This window comes from Paenibacillus sp. KACC 21273 (assembly GCF_028736095.1).
GTDB lineage: Bacteria > Bacillota > Bacilli > Paenibacillales > Paenibacillaceae > Saccharibacillus > Saccharibacillus kyungheensis.
The window spans coordinates 4,233,187-4,255,433 of the sequence record NZ_CP117876.1 but is presented as its reverse complement, the minus strand read 5'-3'; the positions used below and the strand labels follow the sequence as shown (position 1 = coordinate 4,255,433).

The window sequence follows — 22,247 nt, the reverse complement described above, 5'->3', positions numbered from 1 at the left end:
GTATACATTCATTAGAAGAAGAATACAGGAAGTAATAGATAAAGAAATTGGGGGTGTCAACAAGAGTGTATGTATTGCATGCTGCTATTATTATTCCATTTTTATTTGCAATCTTCGTGCCTCTGATCCGTAAAGGATTGCCGCGTGTACATACAGGTTGGATCGTTTTAGCTATTCCGACCTTATTATTTGCAAATTTTCTACGTTATTTACCTGCGATTCAGTCAGATACCAGTGAAACGATTAGTGTACCCTGGGTTCCTTCTTTAGGGATTAACTTTACCGTATATTTAGACGGGTTAAGTCTATTATTTGCTCTGTTGATTACAGGGATAGGCGCATTAGTCGTTTTATATTCTATTTTTTATCTTGATCCTGCCAAAGAAGCAATTCATCGATTTTATTTATATCTAATGATCTTTATGGGCGCTATGCTCGGGATTGTGCTTTCAGATAATATGATCGTGTTGTATACATTCTGGGAATTGACCAGTATTTCTTCGTTCTTACTGATTGCTTTTTGGTATGAACGTGATCGTTCGCGTTATGGAGCACTCAAGTCGATGCTAATTACTGTACTTGGTGGCTTTGCGATGTTAGCTGGTTTTATATTACTACATAATATGACCGGCACTTTTAGTATTCGTGAGACGATCGCTGTATTAACTGAGATTCAAGGACAATCTTTATTTTTACCAGCAATGATACTGATTTTATTGGGCGCTTTTACCAAATCTGCTCAATTTCCTTTCCATATCTGGTTGCCTGATGCGATGGAAGCACCGACTCCAGTCAGTGCGTATCTACATTCAGCTACGATGGTCAAAGCAGGAATCTATCTAGTAGCACGCTTTAGTCCAATTTTTGCTGTTCAAGCAGAATGGTTCTGGATCGTATCGATAGTAGGTATTGTCACGATGTGTTATGGATCGATATTAGCTGTCAAACAAACGGATCTCAAAGCATTGCTAGCCTATTCAACAATCTCGCAATTGGGGCTTATTATGTCTTTGTTCGGCGCAGGATCTGCTGCTGTGTATTATGGATATGGCAATGAGTCACTTCTATATACGACAGCGACGATGGCTGCTATTTTCCATCTGATTAATCATGCGACATTCAAAGGTGCTTTATTTATGGTAGCTGGCATTGTCGATCATGAAACAGGCACACGTGATCTGCGTCGTCTGGGTGGATTGATGAATGTGATGCCGATTACATTTACGGTAGCAGGTGTAAGTGCATTTGCAATGGCGGGTATTCCGCCGTTTAACGGCTTTTTGAGTAAAGAGTTATTTCTAGAAGCGATGGTAGAACTAAGCCATATGGACATATATCACTTAGAGACATGGGGCATCTTGTTCCCTATTCTTGCTTTTGTGGGCAGTGTATTTACATTTGTCTACAGTATGATTCTGGTGTTCAAAACATTCAGAGGACCACTTCAACCGGACAAATTAGGTGGTACTCCGCATGAAGCGCCGATTGGCATGTTGATCTCACCCGTTATTTTGGGATTATGTGTGGTAGGGTTAGGATTTTTTCCGAATCTGTTATCTTATAGCATAATCGAACCTACTATGAGAGCAGTATTACCAAGTCTGGTAGCGCCGGGCGAACATTTTGAAGTGCATATTTCATTCTGGCATGGTATTACACCTGCTTTGCTAATGACAATAGGTATTATTGTGTTAGGAACGCTGATGTATCTGTTATTAGCACGCTGGAAAGGGATTTATAGCAAATATCCTCAAACGTTAACATGGAATCATCTGTATGACAGTACCCTGAAATGGGGCGAAAAAGGATCTAAAGCAATAACCAATCAATATATGAGCGGTTCTGTGCATAACTATTTAATTTATATTTTTATATTTATGATTGTTTTGATGGTCACTGTATTCTGGCGAGCAGATGGAATGTCGTTACTTACAGCAGGAGCGGCACCGATTAGCATCTATGAAATTGTGTTGTTAATTGGTCTGGTGGTCACTGCTATTGCTGTTCCATTTGCAGGTAAACGTCTTACAGCGATTATTATGACCGGAGCTGTCGGTTATCTGGTAACTTTGTTTTTTGTTCTATTTCGTGCACCGGATTTGGCTTTGACTCAGATGATTGTGGAGACTGTGTCTGTATCTTTATTTTTACTATGCTTTTATCATATGCCTGAATTACGGCGTGAAATTGTATCGAAACGGTATCGTATTATCAATATTATTGTGTCTGTAGGGGTCGGTATAGTGATGACCTTTATCGCGTTAGCGGCCAGCGGTAGTAGCACATTCGATTCGATCGCTACCTTTTTTGTAGAAGGTAGTCATGATCTGGGTGGTGGCGATAATATCGTCAATGTTATTCTGGTAGATTTCCGTGGATTTGATACGATGCTTGAAATTACAGTACTGGCTATTGCTTCGTTAGGTATCTATTCTTTGATTCAGCTTCAGGTCAAAGGAAATGATACCGGCGCTCGTATTCATTATTTGCGCAATAAAGATGTACAGACGCATCGTGTTGATGTCGGTCGTACTCGTCGCGAGACGGTAACTGTGCAACGCAATATGACACAGTTCAAAAGTAACGATGTAATTTTGGAAACGAGCACAAAAGTGATTGTATTTATTATTTTAACATTTGCGTTGTATCTATTCTTTGCCGGTCATAACAATCCAGGTGGTGGATTTGTCGGTGGATTGATGACAGCTTCGGCTTTGATTTTACTGGCTTTAGCGTTTAATGCAGAAACGGTAAGACGGATATTGCCTATCGATTATCGCACAGTCACCGCAGTCGGATTAAGTATTGCGTATGCGACAGGTATCGGTTCATTTTTCTTTGATGCTCCATTTTTAAGTCAGTCTTTTGGTTATTTTGAATTGCCTTTATTGGGTAAAACGGAACTCGCTACAGCAACGCTATTTGATCTAGGTGTGTTTCTGACAGTGCTTGGTGTGACGATGACAATTATTTTACAGATTGGGGAGGATCGCTGATATGGAAGTATGGATGTCCATTGCTGTTGGGATATTATTTGCAGTCGCGGTATACCTGATCTTGTCGCGCAGTCTGCTACGCATTATTTTAGGAACTTCGATTTTGACACATGGTGTGCATTTATTATTGCTTACGATGTCGAGACTCAAGTCAGGCGCACCACCATTATTAGGAGAAGAATCAGGGTCTTATGTAGATCCTTTACCACAAGCTTTGATTTTGACGTCGATCGTTATTAATTTTGGTGTAACTGCATTTTTCTTTGTCCTCGCTTATCGTTCGTATCTTAAGCTGAAGACCGATGATATGGAGGAGGTGAAGATGGAAAGTGACGAATAATTTATTAATTATGCCACTATTGATTCCTTTGATAGCCGCAGTCCTTCAAATATTCGGGATGCGTCATGTGCCGATCCAGCGCTGGTTAGGTGGGATTGCTGTTATTGCCAATGTAGGTGTAGCCGTATGGATTGTGATCAGTGTACGAATGGAAGGTATTCAGACGCTTGCAATGGGTGGCTGGGCGGCTCCTTACGGGATTGTATTTGTAGCAGACATGTTTGCCGCTTTACTAGTATTAACTACATCGATACTGGGTGCTGTATGTTTATTTTACGCCTTCGCTAGTATCGGAGAAGAACGTGAAAAGCATCACTTTTATCCATTTTTTCAATTTTTGCTAGTGGGAGTATACGGTTCATTTCTAACAGGTGATTTATTTAACTTATTTGTTTGTTTTGAAGTGATGTTGGTATCTTCGTATGCGTTGATTGTATTGGGTGGAACGAAGCGTCAATTGCAAGTGACGTTAAAATACATTTTGATCAATATTGTATCTTCTTCTCTGTTTGTAGCATCGATGGCTTATTTGTATGCGGCTGTGGGTACGCTAAATATGGCTCATTTATCACAGCGTGTATCTGAAGCCGGACAAGATGGAATTCTAGGTGTAATCGCATTTTTATTTTTAATCGTATTCGGGTTAAAAGCAGGATTATTCTTATTCTTCTGGTTACCGGGTTCATATGCTGCTCCACCTTCTGTGATTACAGCGATTTTTGCAGGTCTACTCACCAAAGTAGGGCTGTACGCTATTATTCGCACATTTACATTGATTTTTTATCATGATACCGGATTTTTATATACATTGATCGGGTGGATGGGAATTGCTTCTATGGTACTTGGTGTGATTGGAGCGGTTGCATATCGAGATGTGAATAAAATTCTGGTCTACAATGTTGTTGCAGGTGTAGGATTGATCGCTTTTGGATTGGCTACTGCAAATAGTGCAGGTATCGAAGGGGCTATCTTTTATATGCTTCACGATATGATTGTCAAAGCACTATTGTTCTTATTAGCAGGTATTATGATTGCCGCATTAGGAACCACAGAGTTAAAACATATGAGTGGACTGATTAAGCGTTATCCGTTTACAGGGTGGATGTTCTTTATTACAGGGCTTGCACTGGCAGGAGTACCACCGCTGAGCGGATTTGTCGGAAAATTATTGATTGTTCAAGGCGGTATGGAACGCGGTTGGTATACGATGACGATTATTAGTCTGCTAGCCAGTCTATTGATGTTATATTCAGTGATGCGTATCTTTATGTTAGCCTTCTGGGGCAAAGATCGCCCGCTTATTGATGATCGAGCAGCATTTCAAGATAGCCCTGAAGTGAAGCGAGAAGTGTATCATGAATGGTCGCCTTTCCGTCCTCGCCGATTGATTGGAGCATCTTCTGTATTATTTGCGTTTGTGATTCTGATCGGACTGGGTGCAGGTTGGATCGAGACATTTGTTGCACAAGCGACAGATGTACTGATTGATCCGACATTGTATATCCAAGCCGTATTGAAGGAGTAGGTGAAGCTATGGCTTTTCAAATTATTCTTAATCTGTTGATAGCTTTGATCTGGATGTCCTTGCATACGACTTGGGATACACTCAACTTTGTGATTGGTTATCTGATCGGGTTATTGCTGATTTATATTATGCGTCGTTTTTTCCCAAGAGAATTTTATGGGATCAAAATATGGGCGGTTATTAAGTTATTGGTATTATTTATCAAAGAATTGATTGTATCGAGTGCTGTTGTGCTCAAACATATTATCAGTCCACGCCTTAAGTTCAAACCAGGAATTTTGACGTATCAGACTGAACTCACTTCAGATTGGGAACTGACCTTATTGTCTACACTGGTTACGTTAACGCCGGGTACGATTCTGATTGAGATTTCGCGTGATCAGCATCTGGTATATATTCATGCTATGGATATTCAAGATGCTGAAGAGTTGTCTGCTCATATTCGTGGAACCTTTGAACAAGCAATTAAGGAGGTGACCCGATAATGTTACAAATCTCTTTATTGATTGCTTTGATTTTGTTATCGCTGGCTGTGATGGGTTGTATGTTCCGGGTATTAAAAGGCCCTTCTATGGCAGACCGAATAACAGCATTAGATACGATCGGTGTCAATCTGATTGCGATTATTGCTGTATTATCAATGATGTTAGATACACAAGCGTATTTAGAAGTTATGCTGTTAGTAGGGATTTTAGCATTTCTAGGAACGGTTGCTTTTGCCAAGTATATCGAAAGAGGGGTGGTCATCGAACATGAAGACGAAGACAGAGATGATCGAGATGATCCAGTGGATCGGTGAACCCGTAATATCGATTCTAGTGTTGCTTGGAGCGCTATTAAGCGTACTGAGTGCATTCGGTATTATTCGCTTCCCTGATGTGTACTTGCGCTCTCATGCCGCTACCAAAAGTGCAACGTTAGGTGTGTTATGTGTATTATCCAGTGCCTTTTTGTTTTTCTGGGTATATGATCATTATCCAAGTGCACGTATTTTACTGGGAATCTTATTTGTATTTATTACTGCTCCGGTAGCCGGACATTTGAATGCAAGAGCAGCGTATCGGACAGGTGTCCCTTTATGGAAGCTGGAAAAAGATGAATTAAAACCAGCTTTAAAAGAAAAAGGAATAGACCGCGAAAAAGCGAAAAAAGAACCGCTAAATTAAGTATAGAATAAGTCATTAAGATGATCGCACTATACTTCAACTAACCAGACAACACAGCTCAAAATAATATCTCAATCGCAAAAGCCCACACCTTCTATACTATTGTAGAGGTGTGGGCTTTTGCGATTATTGCTAATAGTTGTATAGATAACAAGCAAAACAGTTACAGCCGTTCAATACCTCGTTGTGCAAATACGTCTTTAGCTATATTCATTGCATTTAATACCCGTGGAAATCCAATATAAGGGGAGCAATGAATAATCGTTTCTACAATTTCGGTAGGTGTAATCCCTACATTTAGACTAGCGTTCAGATGAACAGTTAACTGCGCAGCACAATCACCTTGAGTAATCAGTGAAGAAATAGTGATCAGTTCGCGTTGTTGCAACGTAAGAGTATCTCGAGAATAAATATCACCAAAAGCAAATTCAATAATGTATTTGCCAAGATCAGGTGCGATCGAAGCCAAAGAATCGATCACCCGTTGCCCTGCTTCGCCATCCACTTCCACCAGCTTGTTCCAACCTTGAGTATAACGATCATTAGACATATAGACAGCTCCTTTATATTCATGATTATGAAGTACAAGAGCAATCGTAAACGTTAGAGCGCGCTCTAATGCAAATCTTTTTTTGGAGATCGTAGTATAATAGAGATATGGACAAATTATATTCGATTCAACAAATTACCGAAATTACAGGATTATCTGCACATACACTACGCTATTATGAAAAGATTCATCTGATACACGATATTCAAAGAGATTCTAAAGGTTATCGACAATATACAGACACAGATATATTATGGTTAGATTTCTTAATGCGTTTGAGAGAAACAGGAATGTCGATACAAGACATGAAAGCATTTGCTGATCTGCGCAGTCAAGGAGATCATACGGTTGCATTACGAAAGCGATTATTGCAAAGTCATTATCAATTGGTGCAGTCTCAGATCGACCAACAGCAACAGCATTTGAACAAAATTGCTCACAAAGTAAACCATTATACTCAATTAGAAGAACAAGTATATATATCAACAATTGGCAAAGATTCTGAATAAGGAGAGGCACCCCTATGAATTTAAAAGTTGTTCAAAATATATCCGAATTAGTTGGCGATACCCCTGTTGTACGTTTGCATCATTTACCTGATACAGAAGATGCGGCTGTCTATGTGAAGTTAGAATATTTTAACCCAAGTGGGAGTGTCAAAGATCGAGCGGCACTAAACCTGATTGTACGTGCAGAGCAAGAGGGGCTACTGCAAGCAGGTAGTACCATTATCGAACCTACCAGTGGCAACACAGGAATAGGGCTAGCAATGAACGCAGCGGCAAAAGGCTACAAAGCGATTATGATTATGCCGGACAATATGTCACGCGAGCGCATCCAGATATTGCAAGCATATGGAGCCGAAGTAGTATTAACACCTGCTGCCGAGAAAATGCCGGGCGCAATTCGCAAAGCAGAGCAGTTATTAACAGAGATTCCAAATAGTTATATGCCCAGACAATTTGATAATCCAGCCAATGCAGATGCTCACCGTAATACAACAGCTATTGAAATTTTGGAGCAGATGGAATATCAATTAGATACATTTGTAGCTTCCGCAGGAACAGGAGGTACGATCACAGGCACAGGCGAGACATTAAGACAGCATTTGCCGGATGTCCGTATTCTGGTTGTCGAACCGCAAGGATCGCCTGTATTGTCTGGTGGACAGCCAGGACCACATAAGCTTGTCGGCACCAGTCCGGGATTTGTACCGGCGATTTTGAATACGTCTATTTACGATCAAATTGTACAGGTGTCTGACGAAGATGCGATTCAGACGATGCGTGATCTGGCGAGATATGAAGGAATTCTCGTCGGCCCTTCTTCTGCAGCAACCGTATGGACAGCACTACAAGAAGCGAAGCGTCTCGGTGCAGGTCACAAAGTATTATGTATTGCTCCGGATAATGGAGAGCGGTATTTGAGTATGAATTTATTTTAACGTTAATTTATAGAATCATTTAGCCTACAGTATAAGGATGCTGTAGGTTTTACTTTGACTAGATAGGTAAAGTACAGAAAAAAAGTAGTATATCCCACCATTAAGCAAAAACATAGAACACAACCAGTATCAAAAAATAATCTTTATCTTCTTACATAATAAGATCAGAAAGGAGAAGTGATCATGAACGATTGGATTCAAGAGATGATCGATTGGATTGAAGCCCATCTATTTGAAGATTTTTCATTGCTTCGGTTGAGCGAGAAAATGGGCTATTCTCCGTATTATTGTTCATTCAAATTCCGCCATCACACAGGAGTCAGTATTAAAAGTTATCGTACCTTTCGGAGATTATACGTAGCATCGGTTTCTCTGATAAACAGCCAAAAGCGCATACTCGATATTGCGATCGAACATGGTTATTCTTCTCAAGAAGCATTTGCTAGAGCGTTCAAAGATGTATTTGGTGTAACCCCTATGACTTTTCGCAAGCAACAGAAGCCGTGGCAATCGTATTTCAAACTCAATATCGAACAAGGAGAGGATATCACGATGATAGACATTTCTCAAAAATTAGTGATTACCGAATTACAAAATCAATTAAACACTTTTGCCGATCAAGATATTCTTAATGTATTGAACGGGCAAGTGATGTTTGAACAATTCCGCACACAGGAATTAATGGGTAAAAGTGAATATGTACCTTTTAACGAAGCGATGTGTGTCCATGAATCAACCGCTGATATTTTCAGCCACGCCTTCAACCAAATTCGTGCAGACGGACATCGTAGCTCATTAACAGGATATGAACAGATTGTAGTTGAACCATTGACTCCATTATTAACCAAAGACTATCGGTGTATCGTTCTTTGGTTCGGAGAAGATATGTTCTGCCAGATCAACCTGTTGACCATACTCGCTTATCTGGAGCAACAAGGATACAAAGGAATCGTATATTTTAATTCCGTACAGGAGCAGACTTACGATGTACAACAAACGGAGATACCATTAGGCGGATATACGTCAGTGTATCGTGAAGTGTTGTTAGACAAGAAAATGCCAGATGTTCAGTTGATGCCTGTGATGTACCAAGGCATTTCATTGTACCTAGACCTGCACCAAGACGATAATGAACTAACCCGCTACATTTGGAGTCATCCCAAAGAAAGCAAAGAAGAGGTCATGCACAATATGCTGAAATTATTCCAACGCTACGGACTTGGCGATCGTCAGTATTTGGAGTTGATTGAGAAGGTAAGAGGAGAGAAGCAACCACAATAACTATCTAAAGCCCCCCAATCACAACCTATACAGCTTTCAAAAGAGCAACCCTGATAAATAAAATCAGAGTTGCTCTTCTTGTTGAATACCCATTGATCAATCAAACTACAAAAGCTTTTAAAATCATAAATCTTTCCCTGCTCACCCCACCCCATGAAATGCAGGTGCATCAAGCGAAGGGGAGAGAATCATTCTGAAAGTCGCCTTGTAAGGATCCCATCCTTACCGCGACTGCAAGAAGATTCGCTCCCCGTAGCGAACTACCTCATTTCCCCCAACTAATAATTATGTCCGATTTTTATAAAAAAGGTCGGTTTATCAAAAAGACTCCCAATCTTTACCATGTTATTATACATAAAAGAAAGCGTTACCAAAATAAAAGACGTTCACTGAACACCTACTCGAAAGGAGAATAACTGATGAAAAGAGGATCGTTATTAACCTTGATCATCCTCATGATGTTTACCTTATCTGCCTGTAATCTTGCAGAGAGCAGTGCAGGAAGTAAGGAAAAGGGATATATCGGCATATCGATGCCAACCAAGTCATCGGCACGCTGGGTAGCGGATGGTAGCAATATGGTGAAGCTTTTCCAATCCAAAGGATACAAAACCGATCTGCAATATGCAGAAGATGTAGTCGAGAATCAGATTTCTCAGATTGAAAATATGATCACCAAGCAAGTCGATGTGATCGTTATTGCTTCTGTAGATGGCAATACGTTGACCGATGTCATTAGCAAAGCACATGCACAGGGTATTCAAGTTATCGCGTATGATCGCCTGATTATGAATACAGGATACTTAAGTTACTACGCGACTTTTGATAATTTCAAAGTCGGGGTGCTACAAGCATCGTACATTGAAGATAAGTTAGGACTGAAAAAAGGCAAAGGCCCTTTCAATATCGAGCTTTTTGGCGGTTCACCGGATGATAATAATGCGTACTTCTTTTTCAATGGAGCTATGTCTATCCTGCAACCGTACATCGATTCAGGCAAGTTAGTCGTTCGTAGTAATCAGAAAACGATGGCACAGATTTCAACCCTACGCTGGGATGGCGCTTTAGCCCAATCTCGTATGGATAATCTAGTCAGCGCTTATTACGCCGATGCCAATCTGGATGCTGTTCTTTCGCCTTATGATGGTATCAGTATCGGTATTATTTCATCACTAAAAGGTGTAGGTTACGGATCAGCAGAGAAACCGTTACCTGTAATCACCGGACAAGATGGTGAATTAGCATCGATCAAATCGATCGTTGCTGGCGAACAAACACAAACGATTTTCAAAGATACACGCCAACTTGCTGAAAAAACAGCAGATATGGTAGACAGCATCTTGCAAGGCAAAAAAGCCGAAGTCAACGATACCAAATCATACAACAATAACATTATGGTCGTGCCAGCATACCTGCTAGACCCAATCTCAGTAGACAAATCCAACGTCCAAAAAATCATCATCGACAGCGGATACTATACCGAAGCAGAAGTGAAAGGTAACTAATCAAGACCTCACTTCGCAGAATTTTATCCTTTAAAACAGAATACGGTGTTTTAATAGCAAAGATTCTGAAGCGAAATGTGTATACAAAGTACCTTCTTGAATCCATTCACCAAGCCCTAATCTCAAAACAAACTAATGCTCTACTCTTTAAAAAAACTGCCAACCCCACCCAACAAGTGGACAAAACATGCCCTTAATCTCTAAATCTTTAATTATTAATCTCTAATCCCTAAATCTTTCCCATCTTTAAAAGGACAGCGTACGTGCCAACGGAGCGAAGGAGAGGAATCATTCTGAAAGTCGCCTTGTAAGGATCTCATCCTTACCGCGACTGCAAGAAGATTCCCCTCCCGTAGCGTCTCCCCATCACCGTACGCCCTCACCACCAACTCAAGAGTGTTTTTCCACTCCCACCACTATGAAAGGAGCACCACCATGTCCAACAACATCATTTTAGAAATGAAAAATATCACCAAAACATTCCCCGGTGTAAAAGCATTGGAAAATGTAAACCTGCAAGTTAAACAAGGTGAAATTCATGCACTGTGTGGCGAAAATGGCGCTGGCAAATCCACGCTCATGAAAGTACTCAGTGGCGTCTACGGATATGGAACCTACGAAGGCGATATTATTTTTCAAGGTAAAACCTGCGAATTTCGCGATATTAAGCAAAGTGAAGAACTAGGCATCGTTATTATCCATCAAGAACTGGCTTTGATTCCTTATCTATCGATTGCTGAAAATATTTTTCTCGGTAATGAACGTAAAAAAGGTGGCATTATCGATTGGAACGAGACGCTTCAACGCACACAAGAATTGCTGACCAAAGTAGGCTTGAACGAATCACCGAATACGCTAATTACCAATATCGGAGTCGGTAAACAGCAATTGGTAGAGATCGCCAAAGCACTATCCAAAGAAGTAAAATTGCTGATTTTGGATGAACCGACAGCAGCTTTGAATGAAAATGATAGCGAGAACTTGCTTCAACTGATGCTTGAATTTAAACGTCAAGGTATCTCCTGTATTCTGATCTCTCACAAGTTAAATGAAATCTCCAAAGTCGCTGATTCAGTGACTATTTTGCGAGATGGACAAACGATTGAGACGCTGGATATGCACAAAGACGAGATTACCGAAGACCGGATTATTAGTGGAATGGTAGGACGCGATCTGACTCATCGTTATCCACAGCGTGAACCGAAGATCGGTGAAGTGGTGCTTGAGGTCAAAGATTGGAATGTATTCCATGAGCAACATGCAGACCGCCAGATGATTCACAATGCTAACTTAAATCTACGTCGTGGTGAGATTGTAGGGATTGCTGGATTGATGGGCTCCGGTCGTACCGAGCTCGTCATGAGTATTTTCGGCAAATCCTATGGCAAAAAAATCAATGGTACATTGATCAAAAATGGTAAGCCGATCACCAATAATACCGTTACTCAGGCTATCGATAATGGATTCGCTTATGTGACCGAAGATCGCAAAAACTACGGTCTGATTCTAATGGATGATATTAAGCGCAATATTTCATTAACCGGACTTGGCAAAATCACCAAAAATACCGTCGTCAATGAGCAAGAAGAAGTGATGGTTGCTGAAGATATGCGTAAACAAATGAAAATCAAAACACCGAATATTTTGCAGAAAACAGGTAATCTCAGCGGTGGGAATCAGCAAAAAGTCGTACTTGGCAAATGGATCTTTTCCGGTCCGGATATTCTAATTCTGGATGAACCTACACGTGGTATTGATGTAGGCGCCAAGTATGAAATTTATACGATTATTAATCGACTGGCAGACGAAGGCAAAACAGTGCTTGTCATTTCATCAGAATTGCCAGAAATTCTAGGCATTTGTGATCGGATTTATGTGATGAATGCAGGACGTATTACAGGGGAAGTCAACCGTCAGGAAGCGACTCAAGAAAAGCTGATGACTTATATGACACGCAGTTCCTCATAAATTAATCATGATCATCGGGTGAGCTAAATACAATCTATTTAACAAACGAAAGGGGTTAGCATAACGTATGTCTACATTAACCAAGCCAGAGGCAAAAAAAGAATCGACACTTGGCAAAATGTTTAAAGGAAATATTCGTCAGTACGGCATGATTATCGCATTACTATTTATTATGTTACTATTTGAAGTTTTAACAGGAGGTTTGCTACTCAAACCGATCAATATTACCAACCTGATTTTGCAAAATAGTTACATACTGGTACTTGCGATCGGGATGGTACTTGTTATTATCACCGGGCATATTGATCTGTCGGTTGGTTCTATCGCAGCGTTTGTTGGTGCGGTATCGGCAATCTTTATGGTGCAATGGCAAATGAACCCAATCTTAGCGGTTGTGTTATCGATCGTAATCGGTGGATTGATCGGTGCATGGCAAGGATTCTGGGTTGCTTATGTACGCATACCCGCCTTTATCGTAACCCTTGCCGGGATGTTATTATTCCGTGGATTAACGATGATCGTGTTGGAAGGGCAGTCCATTTCGCCATTCCCGAATGGTTTCCAGAAGATTAGTTCAGGCTTTATCCCTGACTTTTCGAATATGGCTACGAATATTGTAGCTGTGCTTGCCGGAATTGCCTTATCGATTCTCTATATTGTAACTGAACTGCGTAATCGTTCAGCGCAACGCAAATATAACTTTGATACGGGATCACAAGCGATCTTCCTTGTGAAAATGATTCTGGTAGTTGCTGTTATCAATGCTTTCACTATTGTACTGGCTAGTTATGCAGGGATTCCAACGATTCTAGTACTGTTATTCTTGCTTATTATTATCTACTCTTTTGTAATGAACAAAACAGTCATGGGTCGTCATGTATATGCGATCGGTGGTAATGAAAAAGCAGCTGGATTATCCGGTGTTAAAACGAAAAAAGTAACATTCTGGGTATTTGTGAATATGGGCGTATTGGCTGCTGTATCAGGGTTGATCTTCGCAGCTCGTCTAAATGCAGCTACACCAAGAGCAGGAACCAACTTTGAGCTAGATGCGATTGCAGCTTGTTTTATCGGTGGTGCTTCCGCTTCAGGTGGTATCGGAACAGTATTCGGAGCGATTATCGGTGGTCTGGTTATGGGTGTACTGAATAACGGTATGTCTCTTGTAGGACTAGGTATCGACTGGCAACAAGGAATCAAAGGTCTGGTATTACTACTTGCGGTTGCGTTTGATATTTACAACAAAAACAAAGGTACATCGTCTGTATAAAAAAGTTCTGCGATAACGTAAACGTAGCATGTAAATCAGATGGTTATGATACCGAATTAAAATCATTCATTCTAACAAAATAACTATCCCAAACCGTCAGGACAATACGTTCTGGCGGTTTTTAGTTGTGTTCACCCGAAAAATGATACACCTGATACGAAATATGAAGCATTACCGTTCTAACATCAGCGAGATATAATTAATTTATTAAATGTAATCGCTTACATAAAAAGAAAGAAGATGGATAACATTGATTCCATAAACGGAGGATAGGAGACTACAGCGACACAGACATCGATAGAGAACGTAAAGGAGGATTTATTTATGGATACAGATATCAAAAGAGAATCCAAAACCACACGAAAAACAAAAGATAAAATTACCACTTCACCTACCAAACGCTGGTTCCGCCGATTGTATACTCAGCGACATTTGCAGGTGATGGCATTGCTTGGTGTCGTCTGGATGTTGATTTTCAACTATATTCCTATGTACGGCATTATTATTGCGTTCAAAGAATTTAATATTGTTGAAAGTATTGCCGATGCACCGTGGGTCGGGTGGGAGCACTTTAAAGCATTTATGGATGATGAAAATCTACCCGATGTGATCCGTAATACGCTAGGAATCAGCTTAATCAAGCTATTTATCGGATTTCCACTACCGATTATTTTTGCTCTTTTTCTGAATGAATTACGGTCAGTACGTTTCAAAAAAGCAGTTCAAACGATCTCTTACTTACCGCATTTTCTCTCATGGGTTATTCTCGGCGGTATTTTGACGACATGGTTAGCCGATGTCGGGATTATCAACAATGTCTTAATGGCACTGCATTTGATCAAAGAACCCATCTCTTACTTAGCGGAACCGCAATACTTCTGGACGATTGTGATCACATCTGATATTTGGAAAGAACTTGGATGGTCAGCGATTATCTATCTGGCTGCGATGGCAGGTGTATCTCCAGAAATGTATGAAGCAGCTACAATCGATGGTGCAGGACGTTTTCAAAAAATGTGGTACATTACGTTGCCCGGTATTCAAGCCACGATTGCGATTCTATTTATTCTAGCAGTCAGCGGTGTACTAAACTCTAACTTTGACCAAATTCTCGTCTTACGGAACTCGCTCAACGAGAGTGCTAGTAACGTTATCGATATCTATGTTTATCAAACGGGTCTATTATCCGGACGCTTCTCGTACTCAACAGCTATCGGTCTTATCAAATCGATTATCGCTTTGATTTTACTGGTGATTGCTAATCAGGTGACGAAGAAGCTAAACAACACTTCACTCTTTTAAAAGGGGGTGGGGGGTGAGCGTTAGCCGCTTTGAGAATAGAGTGTTCTTGTCGTCGCTGTTAAGGATGAATATTTTGATCACTGCTTTTAGCAGTAAATATTAATCCTTAAAGGCGAGCGCTTCGCTCTTTCAGAACACTCTATTCTCGCCGCTAAAGCTACCCTGGGTGGGGGAGGGGCAGGAAAGATAAAGACTTTAAAATATACTAAATATACATTTATAAGTCTTTTAGTTACTTTGAGCTGTTAACTCCCCAACCAAGCTCTTGCAAGAAGCATAATCTCTTGACCTACCGAATTTGATCTATTGCTTTTAAATTTTTGTGTTTAATTCTCTGTACTTAGATCACTGTACTTAAATAAAGCAATTCATCTTTAAATCTCTTAATCTTTAATCTAAAAATGCTTTAAAAGAAAGTGCGCCTGAAAGACCCCTCACTCTAATGGTAAAGGAGAATGACGATGATTAGTATGAAGGCAGATCGTAAGACGCGTGGTGAAGCGATTTTTGATACGTTGAATACAGTATTGATGATCTTGATTTGTTTTATTACGCTGTATCCGATCTGGTATGTGCTTGTAAATGCACTGAATGAAGGAACCGATGCGATGCGTGGTGGGATTTATTGGTGGCCACGAATATTTAGTCTAGAAAGTTTCAAAGCGGTATTTCAAAGCCCGGGTATTATGCAAGCGATGTGGATTACTGTAGCCAAGACGTTGATTGGTACAGTCATACATGTATTTTTTACAGCAATGGTAGCTTACGCCTTGTCTCGAAAAGGGTTGATCGGTGGCAAAGTCTATATCTGGATCGGAACGATCACTTTATTTTTTAGTGGTGGCTTGATTCCTACCTTTTTATTGATGAAGGATTTACAGTTGTTAGATAACTTTTTGGTATATATTATTCCAGCGATGTTTAGCTTTTTTGATCTTATTATTTTTATGACCTTTTTCCGTGAAATACCGGAAGGACTAGAAGAAGCCGCGCGGATTGATGGTGCGAATGATTGGTCGATTTTCCTACGGGTTGTATTGCCAGTGTCTATGCCTGTTATCGCCACGATTGCTCTCTTTCATGGAGTGTTCCAGTGGAACGATTATTTTACAGGTATGATCTATATGAATGATACCAGCCTACAACCGATCCAGACGTATCTTTACCGGGTTGTTGCTGAATCTAGCTCTAACCAGATGCTTTCTGCGGTACCGGGAGGAATTACCCGCTCAGTGACATCGCAGTCGATCAAATTAGCTACAATGGTCGTTACAACGATGCCAATCGTATTCGTTTATCCATTTTTACAAAAATACTTTGTGAAAGGCATGATGATTGGTTCGATTAAAGGCTAAGTTTGATTCGTTTGATAGTCAAAGCGGTAACAGCTTGTTCACTCGATATGAATAACTAATGATGACAAATAGAAAAGGGGTATTGATCTGATGAAACGAAATATAAATCATCGCAAATGGCACAAACCTGCATTGATGCTAACGCTAGCTAGCTTGATGATGTTCACTACAGCTTGTTCTTACTTTGGTGGAGGAAGTAAAAGTGCATCTGAACAAAATAATACACCGGTCAAAGCAGCTTCTGCTAATGAACCGGGTTGGAAAGTAGATACATCACCGATTACATTTGACTGGTATATGAACTTCTCCTGGTATACTGGAAGTGATTGGGGAACTGATCCAACAAGCCAATATGTAACAAAGAAAACAGGGGTTAGCTTAAACTTTATCGTGCCTGCTGGTAATGAAAATGAAAAGCTGAACACAATGATTGCTTCTGGCAAATTGCCTGACTTTATCACACTCGCATGGGGTGAAGATGCAGTCAAAAAAATGATCGAAGGTAAATTGGTTTTGCCACTGAATGAATTAGCAGACCAGTATGATCCTTATTTCTACAAAGTAACCGATCCAGCCAAATTAGCATGGTATACTCAGCCAGATGGTAATGTATATGGATATCCGAATGCGTCTTCTTCTCCTGCGGATTTTGCAAAATACGGCAAAAATTATTTGTCCAATCAGGTGTTTGTTGTACGCAAAGACATGTATGAAGCACTAGGTAAACCAGATATGCGTACACCGGAAGGATTTTTGAAAGCGCTCAACATGGCAAAAGAGAAATTCCCTGAAGTGAATGGACAGCCACTAATTCCACTAGGATTACACGAATTTACGGAAAACGGGAACTATTCATTAGAAGGATATTTGCAGAATTTCTTAGCAATCCCGATGGAAAAAGACGGCAAGTTGTATGATCGTACAACCGATCCAGAATATCTACGCTGGCTCAAAACGTTCCGTCAAGCAAATCAAAATGGATTATTATCCAAAGATATCTTTATCGACAAGCGTTCGCAAATGGAAGAGAAAATAGCACAAGGGCGTTACTTTGCAATGTTGTATCAACGTAGTGACTTTAATACCCAACAAAATGCGTTATATGCTAAAGATCCTAATTCAGTCTATATTGCAGTCGACGGTCCTTCTGATTCCAAATTAGATCAACCTATCTTATCAGGGCCGGTCATCTCAGGATGGACAGTAACCTTAATTTCCAAAAATGTCAAAGACAAAGCACGTGCGATCCGTTTCCTTGAATATATGATTAGTGAAGAAGGACAAAAAGACTTCTATTTAGGTGAAAAAGGAGTCACATATGATACTGTAGATGGCAAAGACCAATTCAAGCCAGAAGTATTGAAATCACTAAACAGTGATCGTTCAGAATTTGATACCAAGTATGGTGCTTCTCATAAATACTGGATGCAAATGAATACGAATATCACCGATCAATGGAAACCAGAGAGTGTAGAACCATTCAAACAAATGGAAGAATGGACGAAAGGCAAAACAGTTAGTGCGTCTGAATTTGATCAATTGAATCCAACAGGTAATTCACCAGAAGGAATTATTAACACTAAGATCTCACAACTATGGGGTAAAACATTACCTAAATTGTTGTTAGCTTCTTCTGATAGTGAGTTTGATCAGATCTTTAACGAATACTTGAGTAAACGTGAAGCAGATGGATTAGCCAAAGTACAAGCATATCAACAAACAGAATATGAGAAAAATAAAGCCAAACTAGAAGCACAATAAAAGAGCAGATAGCGATCCAAATTGCATACAATAGTATAAAAAGGGACTTGAGCAGAAGCCTATTCTGTAAAAGTCCCTTTTTGTACACAATTTTCCAGTTAATTGAGTTACAATAGAATACATAGTTTAACCGCTTACATTTATAAGTTGTGATCATCATTGAAGTTGTTGGATAGGGAGGAATAGATTACGTTTCGTCAAATTATACAGCCTTTTCTGCATTGGCTGAACACTCTTTCTTTACAAAGTCGATTGATCGGCACCTATATTATTGTGATTTTGTTACCGACTACAGCAGTATCATTATATTTTTATAATCAGGTCAATGAAACGTATATTGAAGATACACGGCTTAAAAGTATAGATGCGTTGCAAAATGAGAAACAGGTTTTGTTAACACAGATTGAAACGATGGAACGTGCAGCCCAGCTAGCTTTATCAGACAAAGAAGTGATTCAATATCTTGCTGGCAATGAAAGTGCACCTACCTCAGATTTAATAGAGTTTAACAACAGTTTTTATACCAATCTGGCACAAATTGAGATTAATAACCCGACTATTTTACATCTTCGTTTATATAGTGCTAGTGAATACACTTATGAGATTTGGCCGATTTTTTTTCAGGAAAAGCGAGTACAGGATCAGCCATGGTACAAGCTTGCGCGTATGTTAGGTGATCTTGAAGGATGGTATGTGCAACAGCAAGATTTATCACGACCTTCTGACCGTACCAGAGTGCCTGAACTTGATCCACCGAAAATATCATTGTTACGCGAAATTCAGTTACCTAAAGGACATCATGCCGGTATTGTACAGGTCGATATGTTGTTATCCAATTTTGCTCCACGTACGTATGGAACTTTACAGGAAGATGAATCGCAAATGTTGCTGTTAGATGCAGGCGGTGGATATATCCCTTCTTCTCCTCAGGATAAGAAGTATACCGCTCCTTTACAACAATGGTTGAAAGAGAATCAAGTACAAGCCAAGAACCCATCATATCAAGTAGAACACCAGTCGGTAGACAACTACACAACAGACGAAAACATGTCTTCAATTCGGTATACCGATCAAGGCAATGCTTATTTAGCGACATCTACCCGGATCGATCGATTAGGGGCGCAGTTGGTTCATATCGTTTCATTAGAAAAAGTACTACAAGATACGAAGCGTGCTCGTAATGGTATTGTGCTGTTGAATATCGGATTTATTTTGTTGGTATCTCTTATTACGTATCTCGCAAATACGATTATTCTTAAAAATCTACGCCGATTAACAGCCGCTATGAAAAAAGTACGTCGTGGTGAACTTCATCATGGGGTCAAAGTGGATGGTGGAGGAGAGATTGGAGAACTGGCGTATCATTTTAATCGGATGACACTCACGATTAATGAATTAATAGCCCAAGCTGTCAGCAAGCAAGCTTTGATGAAAGAAGCTGAACTGCGTACGTTATATAGTCAGATTGATGCTCATTTTCTCTATAATACGCTTGAAAATATCAAAATGTTAGCGGAGATTGAAGATCAGCGCCACATCTCGGATGCGTTAACTTCACTTGGCGGAATGATGCGTTATAACTTCAAATGGTCGGGTGAATATGTGAAATTGAGCGAAGAAATACGTCATATTCATAATTATATCGATGTTATGAATATCCGTTTTGAAGAGCCGGTTCAACTTCATATTGATATTCCAGCGTTATTATTAGAGCTAGAAATCCTAAAAATGTCTTTACAACCATTAGTTGAAAATGCATTTAAACATGCTTGGAATGAAGATGAATATATAGAACGATGCTTAATGATTCAGGTTGTTGCCGAACCGGATCGAGTGATTACTGTAACGGTTCAAGACAACGGTAGTGGAATGAGTCAGGCGCAATTAGAAGCGTTACAACAATGGATTCATATGCCAGATGAACCTCATCATTCTCATATGAGCAATAGCTATCCTGCCCATGCGTCTGAAGAGCAACAGTCACGTAAAGGTGGAATAGGTCTACGCAATGTACAGAGACGACTTGCTTTATTTTATGGAGAAGATTACGGGCTACATATTACCAGTACTTTGGGAGAAGGAACGATTGTAACTTTACGATTTCCGAAAGTACTGCTGACAGGAGGAGAATGATCAGATGACTCAAATAATGATCGTAGATGATGAACGTAATATCAGACAAGGATTACAAGTGATGATTGAGCGAGAATTTCCTGCGCATTATCAATATATACATGCACGTCATGGACAAGAAGCTTTAGATCAGATGATGAATACTGCTATTGATATTGTGATTACCGATATACGGATGCCTGTAATGGATGGTGTGCAGTTTTTAGAACAGATGCGTGGTCTCAAGACGTTAGCTGTCCAACCCTATGTCATCGTATTAAGTGGATATGATGATTTTGAATATGCCAAAGCAGCTATTCGTTATCAGGTGAGCGAATACTTGCTCAAGCCGATTCGACGTGAAGATTTATTTGATGCTTTGCGTCGGTTAGAAGAAGAATTGCAAAAGCGTGATCATGTTTCTCGTAGTCTTGCTGAAGTCGAACAATATCGGTTGCAAAAAGATCAAGAGCAATTACAAAGTCTATTGTATGCAGATCCATTAGAGCTCACTGCATTATCGGAACAAATAGACGGTCTACGGTTGCCAGAACATTATGTGATCGGTGTATTTCAGTACAAAAATAAAGAAGGCATCTTGATTGATCAGCAGGAGCTTACCGTCTTAATGAAGCGATTATGTGCAGGGATGAATATTCAGTGTACTGCACAATTGTATGACAAAGAAGATCGGCTGGTCTGGATTATACCTGCGACTGAATTACATCATTTAGAACACCTAGCAGAGATAGCAGCACAGCGAGAAGTAGAAGGACTTCTTATCGGAATTAGCGAACAAGGCAGTCAGTTGCAAAGTATTGCTAAACATTATCAAGAAGCTTGTCAGGCACTTCATTATGGATTTCTTCATCCTGGTATTCATCTTATCCATTATCGTGTTGTAGAGCAGATATATACGACATGGAGTATTCCAGAAGAAGAGATTCGCTTGCTAGGCAATACACTGGGAAGTGATCGTGATCCAGAGATTGAGCAGCGATTGTATCAGATTTTTAGAATTCATGAATTGATCTATCTGCCAATCGTTTATATTGAGCAAGTGGCTCAGTGTATCAATGAACAGGTGTTGGATGAGATTTTTAGACATTACGGCGAAGCTTCAGTAGAAGTGTTGCGTCTGTATCGGCGTGTAGGCAATCTGAATCATTACCGTTATTTTCAAGACTATTTCCGTGACCTAGAAAATGTACTGATCTGTCTTGATGATTATATCCGGCAATTGCGTATTATTCATACCGAGCCTCAACATCTCAAAGAAGCGGTGCAATTTATTCATGCTCATTATGATCGTCCTTTAAATATGGCAATCGTAAGCAATCATGTCTCACTCAATTACTCTTATTTTAGTGAAGCTTTCAAAGCATATACAGGTGAGAGCTTTGTTATCTATCTCAAAAAAGTACGTATTGCCAAAGCCAAATTACTGCTAACCGAAAGCTCTTACCGATTAAACGAAATCAGTCAACAGGTAGGATTTGAGAGCAGTCGTCACTTTTCAAAAGTGTTCCGGGAACTAGAAGGAATTACCCCGCAGGAGTATCGTTCCAAAATGAATGTGCGCTCTTTGATCTAATTATGAAAGCAAATAATAAAAAATAATTGCATATGCAAGAAATAGATTCCTTTTCATTAAAGTTTGCAGTAAAATAAT

At 39.9% G+C, this 22,247-nt stretch carries 18 protein-coding genes; 17 read left to right on the top strand and 1 reads right to left on the bottom strand.

What is annotated here, in order from left to right:
- The first annotated feature begins 65 nt into the window (after positions 1-65).
- From PQ460_RS18695 to mnhG, 6 genes are read left to right on the top strand one after another with little or no spacing between them, the layout of a single operon-like run.
- Complete coding sequence (locus PQ460_RS18695; protein ID WP_274172969.1) at positions 66-2,996, top strand: Na+/H+ antiporter subunit A; 2,931 nt, start codon at positions 66-68, stop codon at positions 2,994-2,996.
- A 1-nt stretch (position 2,997) separates the two neighbouring features.
- Positions 2,998-3,336, top strand: a complete 339-nt coding sequence (locus PQ460_RS18690) for a Na(+)/H(+) antiporter subunit C (protein ID WP_069326639.1) — start codon at positions 2,998-3,000, stop codon at positions 3,334-3,336.
- Positions 3,337-3,346: 10 nt separating this feature from the next.
- Entirely contained in the window at positions 3,347-4,861 is a 1,515-nt protein-coding gene (locus PQ460_RS18685; protein WP_274172968.1) for a Na+/H+ antiporter subunit D, read from the top strand.
- 8 nt (positions 4,862-4,869) lie between these two features.
- Positions 4,870-5,346 (top strand): Na+/H+ antiporter subunit E, encoded by a 477-nt coding sequence (locus PQ460_RS18680; RefSeq protein WP_273615175.1) that lies wholly within the window; start codon positions 4,870-4,872, stop codon positions 5,344-5,346.
- Entirely contained in the window at positions 5,346-5,660 is a 315-nt protein-coding gene (locus PQ460_RS18675; RefSeq protein ID WP_274170729.1) for a Na(+)/H(+) antiporter subunit F1, read from the top strand. Before PQ460_RS18680 ends, PQ460_RS18675 begins: the two co-directional genes overlap by 1 nt.
- Positions 5,614-6,027, top strand: a complete 414-nt coding sequence (gene mnhG / locus PQ460_RS18670) for a monovalent cation/H(+) antiporter subunit G (RefSeq protein WP_373461903.1) — start codon at positions 5,614-5,616, stop codon at positions 6,025-6,027. Before PQ460_RS18675 ends, mnhG begins: the two co-directional genes overlap by 47 nt.
- A gap of 163 nt (positions 6,028-6,190) precedes the next feature.
- Here the strand turns inward: mnhG and PQ460_RS18665 are convergent, their stop codons facing one another.
- Positions 6,191-6,577 carry a carboxymuconolactone decarboxylase family protein gene (locus PQ460_RS18665; RefSeq protein WP_274170728.1) on the bottom strand — a complete coding sequence of 129 codons (387 nt, stop codon included), beginning with the start codon at positions 6,575-6,577 and terminating at the stop codon, positions 6,191-6,193.
- Between the two features lie 107 nt (positions 6,578-6,684).
- Between PQ460_RS18665 and PQ460_RS18660 the strand changes: the two genes are divergently transcribed.
- The 11 genes from PQ460_RS18660 (at position 6,685) to PQ460_RS18610 (ending at position 22,169) form a co-directional block, all read left to right on the top strand.
- Positions 6,685-7,086 carry a MerR family transcriptional regulator gene (locus PQ460_RS18660; protein ID WP_274170727.1) on the top strand — a complete coding sequence of 134 codons (402 nt, stop codon included), beginning with the start codon at positions 6,685-6,687 and terminating at the stop codon, positions 7,084-7,086.
- Between the two features lie 14 nt (positions 7,087-7,100).
- Positions 7,101-8,021: a cysteine synthase A gene (gene cysK / locus PQ460_RS18655; RefSeq protein WP_274170726.1), complete on the top strand. Its 921-nt coding sequence runs from the start codon at positions 7,101-7,103 to the stop codon at positions 8,019-8,021.
- A gap of 183 nt (positions 8,022-8,204) precedes the next feature.
- On the top strand, positions 8,205-9,302 hold the full coding sequence (locus PQ460_RS18650; protein ID WP_274170725.1) for a helix-turn-helix domain-containing protein: 1,098 nt from the start codon (positions 8,205-8,207) through the stop codon (positions 9,300-9,302).
- Between the two features lie 419 nt (positions 9,303-9,721).
- Positions 9,722-10,807 carry a multiple monosaccharide ABC transporter substrate-binding protein gene (chvE, locus tag PQ460_RS18645; protein ID WP_273615183.1) on the top strand — a complete coding sequence of 362 codons (1,086 nt, stop codon included), beginning with the start codon at positions 9,722-9,724 and terminating at the stop codon, positions 10,805-10,807.
- A gap of 435 nt (positions 10,808-11,242) precedes the next feature.
- On the top strand, positions 11,243-12,775 hold the full coding sequence (gene mmsA / locus PQ460_RS18640) for a multiple monosaccharide ABC transporter ATP-binding protein (protein WP_274170724.1): 1,533 nt from the start codon (positions 11,243-11,245) through the stop codon (positions 12,773-12,775).
- 67 nt (positions 12,776-12,842) lie between these two features.
- A complete protein-coding gene (gene mmsB / locus PQ460_RS18635) occupies positions 12,843-14,045 on the top strand; it encodes a multiple monosaccharide ABC transporter permease (RefSeq protein WP_273615185.1) in 1,203 nt (400 codons plus the stop codon).
- Between the two features lie 324 nt (positions 14,046-14,369).
- Positions 14,370-15,347 (top strand): ABC transporter permease, encoded by a 978-nt coding sequence (locus tag PQ460_RS18630; RefSeq protein WP_273615186.1) that lies wholly within the window; start codon positions 14,370-14,372, stop codon positions 15,345-15,347.
- A 470-nt stretch (positions 15,348-15,817) separates the two neighbouring features.
- The gene (locus tag PQ460_RS18625; RefSeq protein WP_373462034.1) at positions 15,818-16,702 is read left to right on the top strand and encodes a carbohydrate ABC transporter permease; all 885 of its coding nucleotides are present in this window, start codon (positions 15,818-15,820) and stop codon (positions 16,700-16,702) included.
- 90 nt (positions 16,703-16,792) lie between these two features.
- Complete coding sequence (locus PQ460_RS18620; protein WP_274170723.1) at positions 16,793-18,463, top strand: extracellular solute-binding protein; 1,671 nt, start codon at positions 16,793-16,795, stop codon at positions 18,461-18,463.
- Positions 18,464-18,715: 252 nt separating this feature from the next.
- A complete protein-coding gene (locus PQ460_RS18615) occupies positions 18,716-20,596 on the top strand; it encodes a sensor histidine kinase (protein ID WP_274170722.1) in 1,881 nt (626 codons plus the stop codon).
- Positions 20,597-20,600: 4 nt separating this feature from the next.
- Entirely contained in the window at positions 20,601-22,169 is a 1,569-nt protein-coding gene (locus PQ460_RS18610) for a response regulator (RefSeq protein WP_274170721.1), read from the top strand.
- Positions 22,170-22,247: the final 78 nt, after the last annotated feature.

Bases quoted from the DNA above. Each gene is read 5' to 3' on its own strand.
- PQ460_RS18690 (WP_069326639.1), top strand. From the start codon at position 2,998: ATGGAAGTATGGATGTCCATTGCTGTTGGGATATTATTTGCAGTCGCG.
- mnhG (WP_373461903.1), top strand. From the start codon at position 5,614: ATGAAGACGAAGACAGAGATGATCGAGATGATCCAGTGGATCGGTGAA.
- chvE (WP_273615183.1), top strand. From the start codon at position 9,722: ATGAAAAGAGGATCGTTATTAACCTTGATCATCCTCATGATGTTTACC.
- PQ460_RS18660 (WP_274170727.1), top strand. From the start codon at position 6,685: ATGGACAAATTATATTCGATTCAACAAATTACCGAAATTACAGGATTA.
- PQ460_RS18625 (WP_373462034.1), top strand. From the start codon at position 15,818: ATGAAGGCAGATCGTAAGACGCGTGGTGAAGCGATTTTTGATACGTTG.
- mmsA (WP_274170724.1), top strand. From the start codon at position 11,243: ATGTCCAACAACATCATTTTAGAAATGAAAAATATCACCAAAACATTC.
- PQ460_RS18665 (WP_274170728.1), bottom strand. From the start codon at position 6,577: ATGTCTAATGATCGTTATACTCAAGGTTGGAACAAGCTGGTGGAAGTG.
- PQ460_RS18680 (WP_273615175.1), top strand. From the start codon at position 4,870: ATGGCTTTTCAAATTATTCTTAATCTGTTGATAGCTTTGATCTGGATG.
- PQ460_RS18620 (WP_274170723.1), top strand. From the start codon at position 16,793: ATGAAACGAAATATAAATCATCGCAAATGGCACAAACCTGCATTGATG.
- PQ460_RS18610 (WP_274170721.1), top strand. From the start codon at position 20,601: ATGACTCAAATAATGATCGTAGATGATGAACGTAATATCAGACAAGGA.
- PQ460_RS18685 (WP_274172968.1), top strand. From the start codon at position 3,347: ATGCCACTATTGATTCCTTTGATAGCCGCAGTCCTTCAAATATTCGGG.
- PQ460_RS18650 (WP_274170725.1), top strand. From the start codon at position 8,205: ATGAACGATTGGATTCAAGAGATGATCGATTGGATTGAAGCCCATCTA.
- PQ460_RS18675 (WP_274170729.1), top strand. From the start codon at position 5,346: ATGTTACAAATCTCTTTATTGATTGCTTTGATTTTGTTATCGCTGGCT.
- PQ460_RS18630 (WP_273615186.1), top strand. From the start codon at position 14,370: ATGGATACAGATATCAAAAGAGAATCCAAAACCACACGAAAAACAAAA.
- cysK (WP_274170726.1), top strand. From the start codon at position 7,101: ATGAATTTAAAAGTTGTTCAAAATATATCCGAATTAGTTGGCGATACC.
- mmsB (WP_273615185.1), top strand. From the start codon at position 12,843: ATGTCTACATTAACCAAGCCAGAGGCAAAAAAAGAATCGACACTTGGC.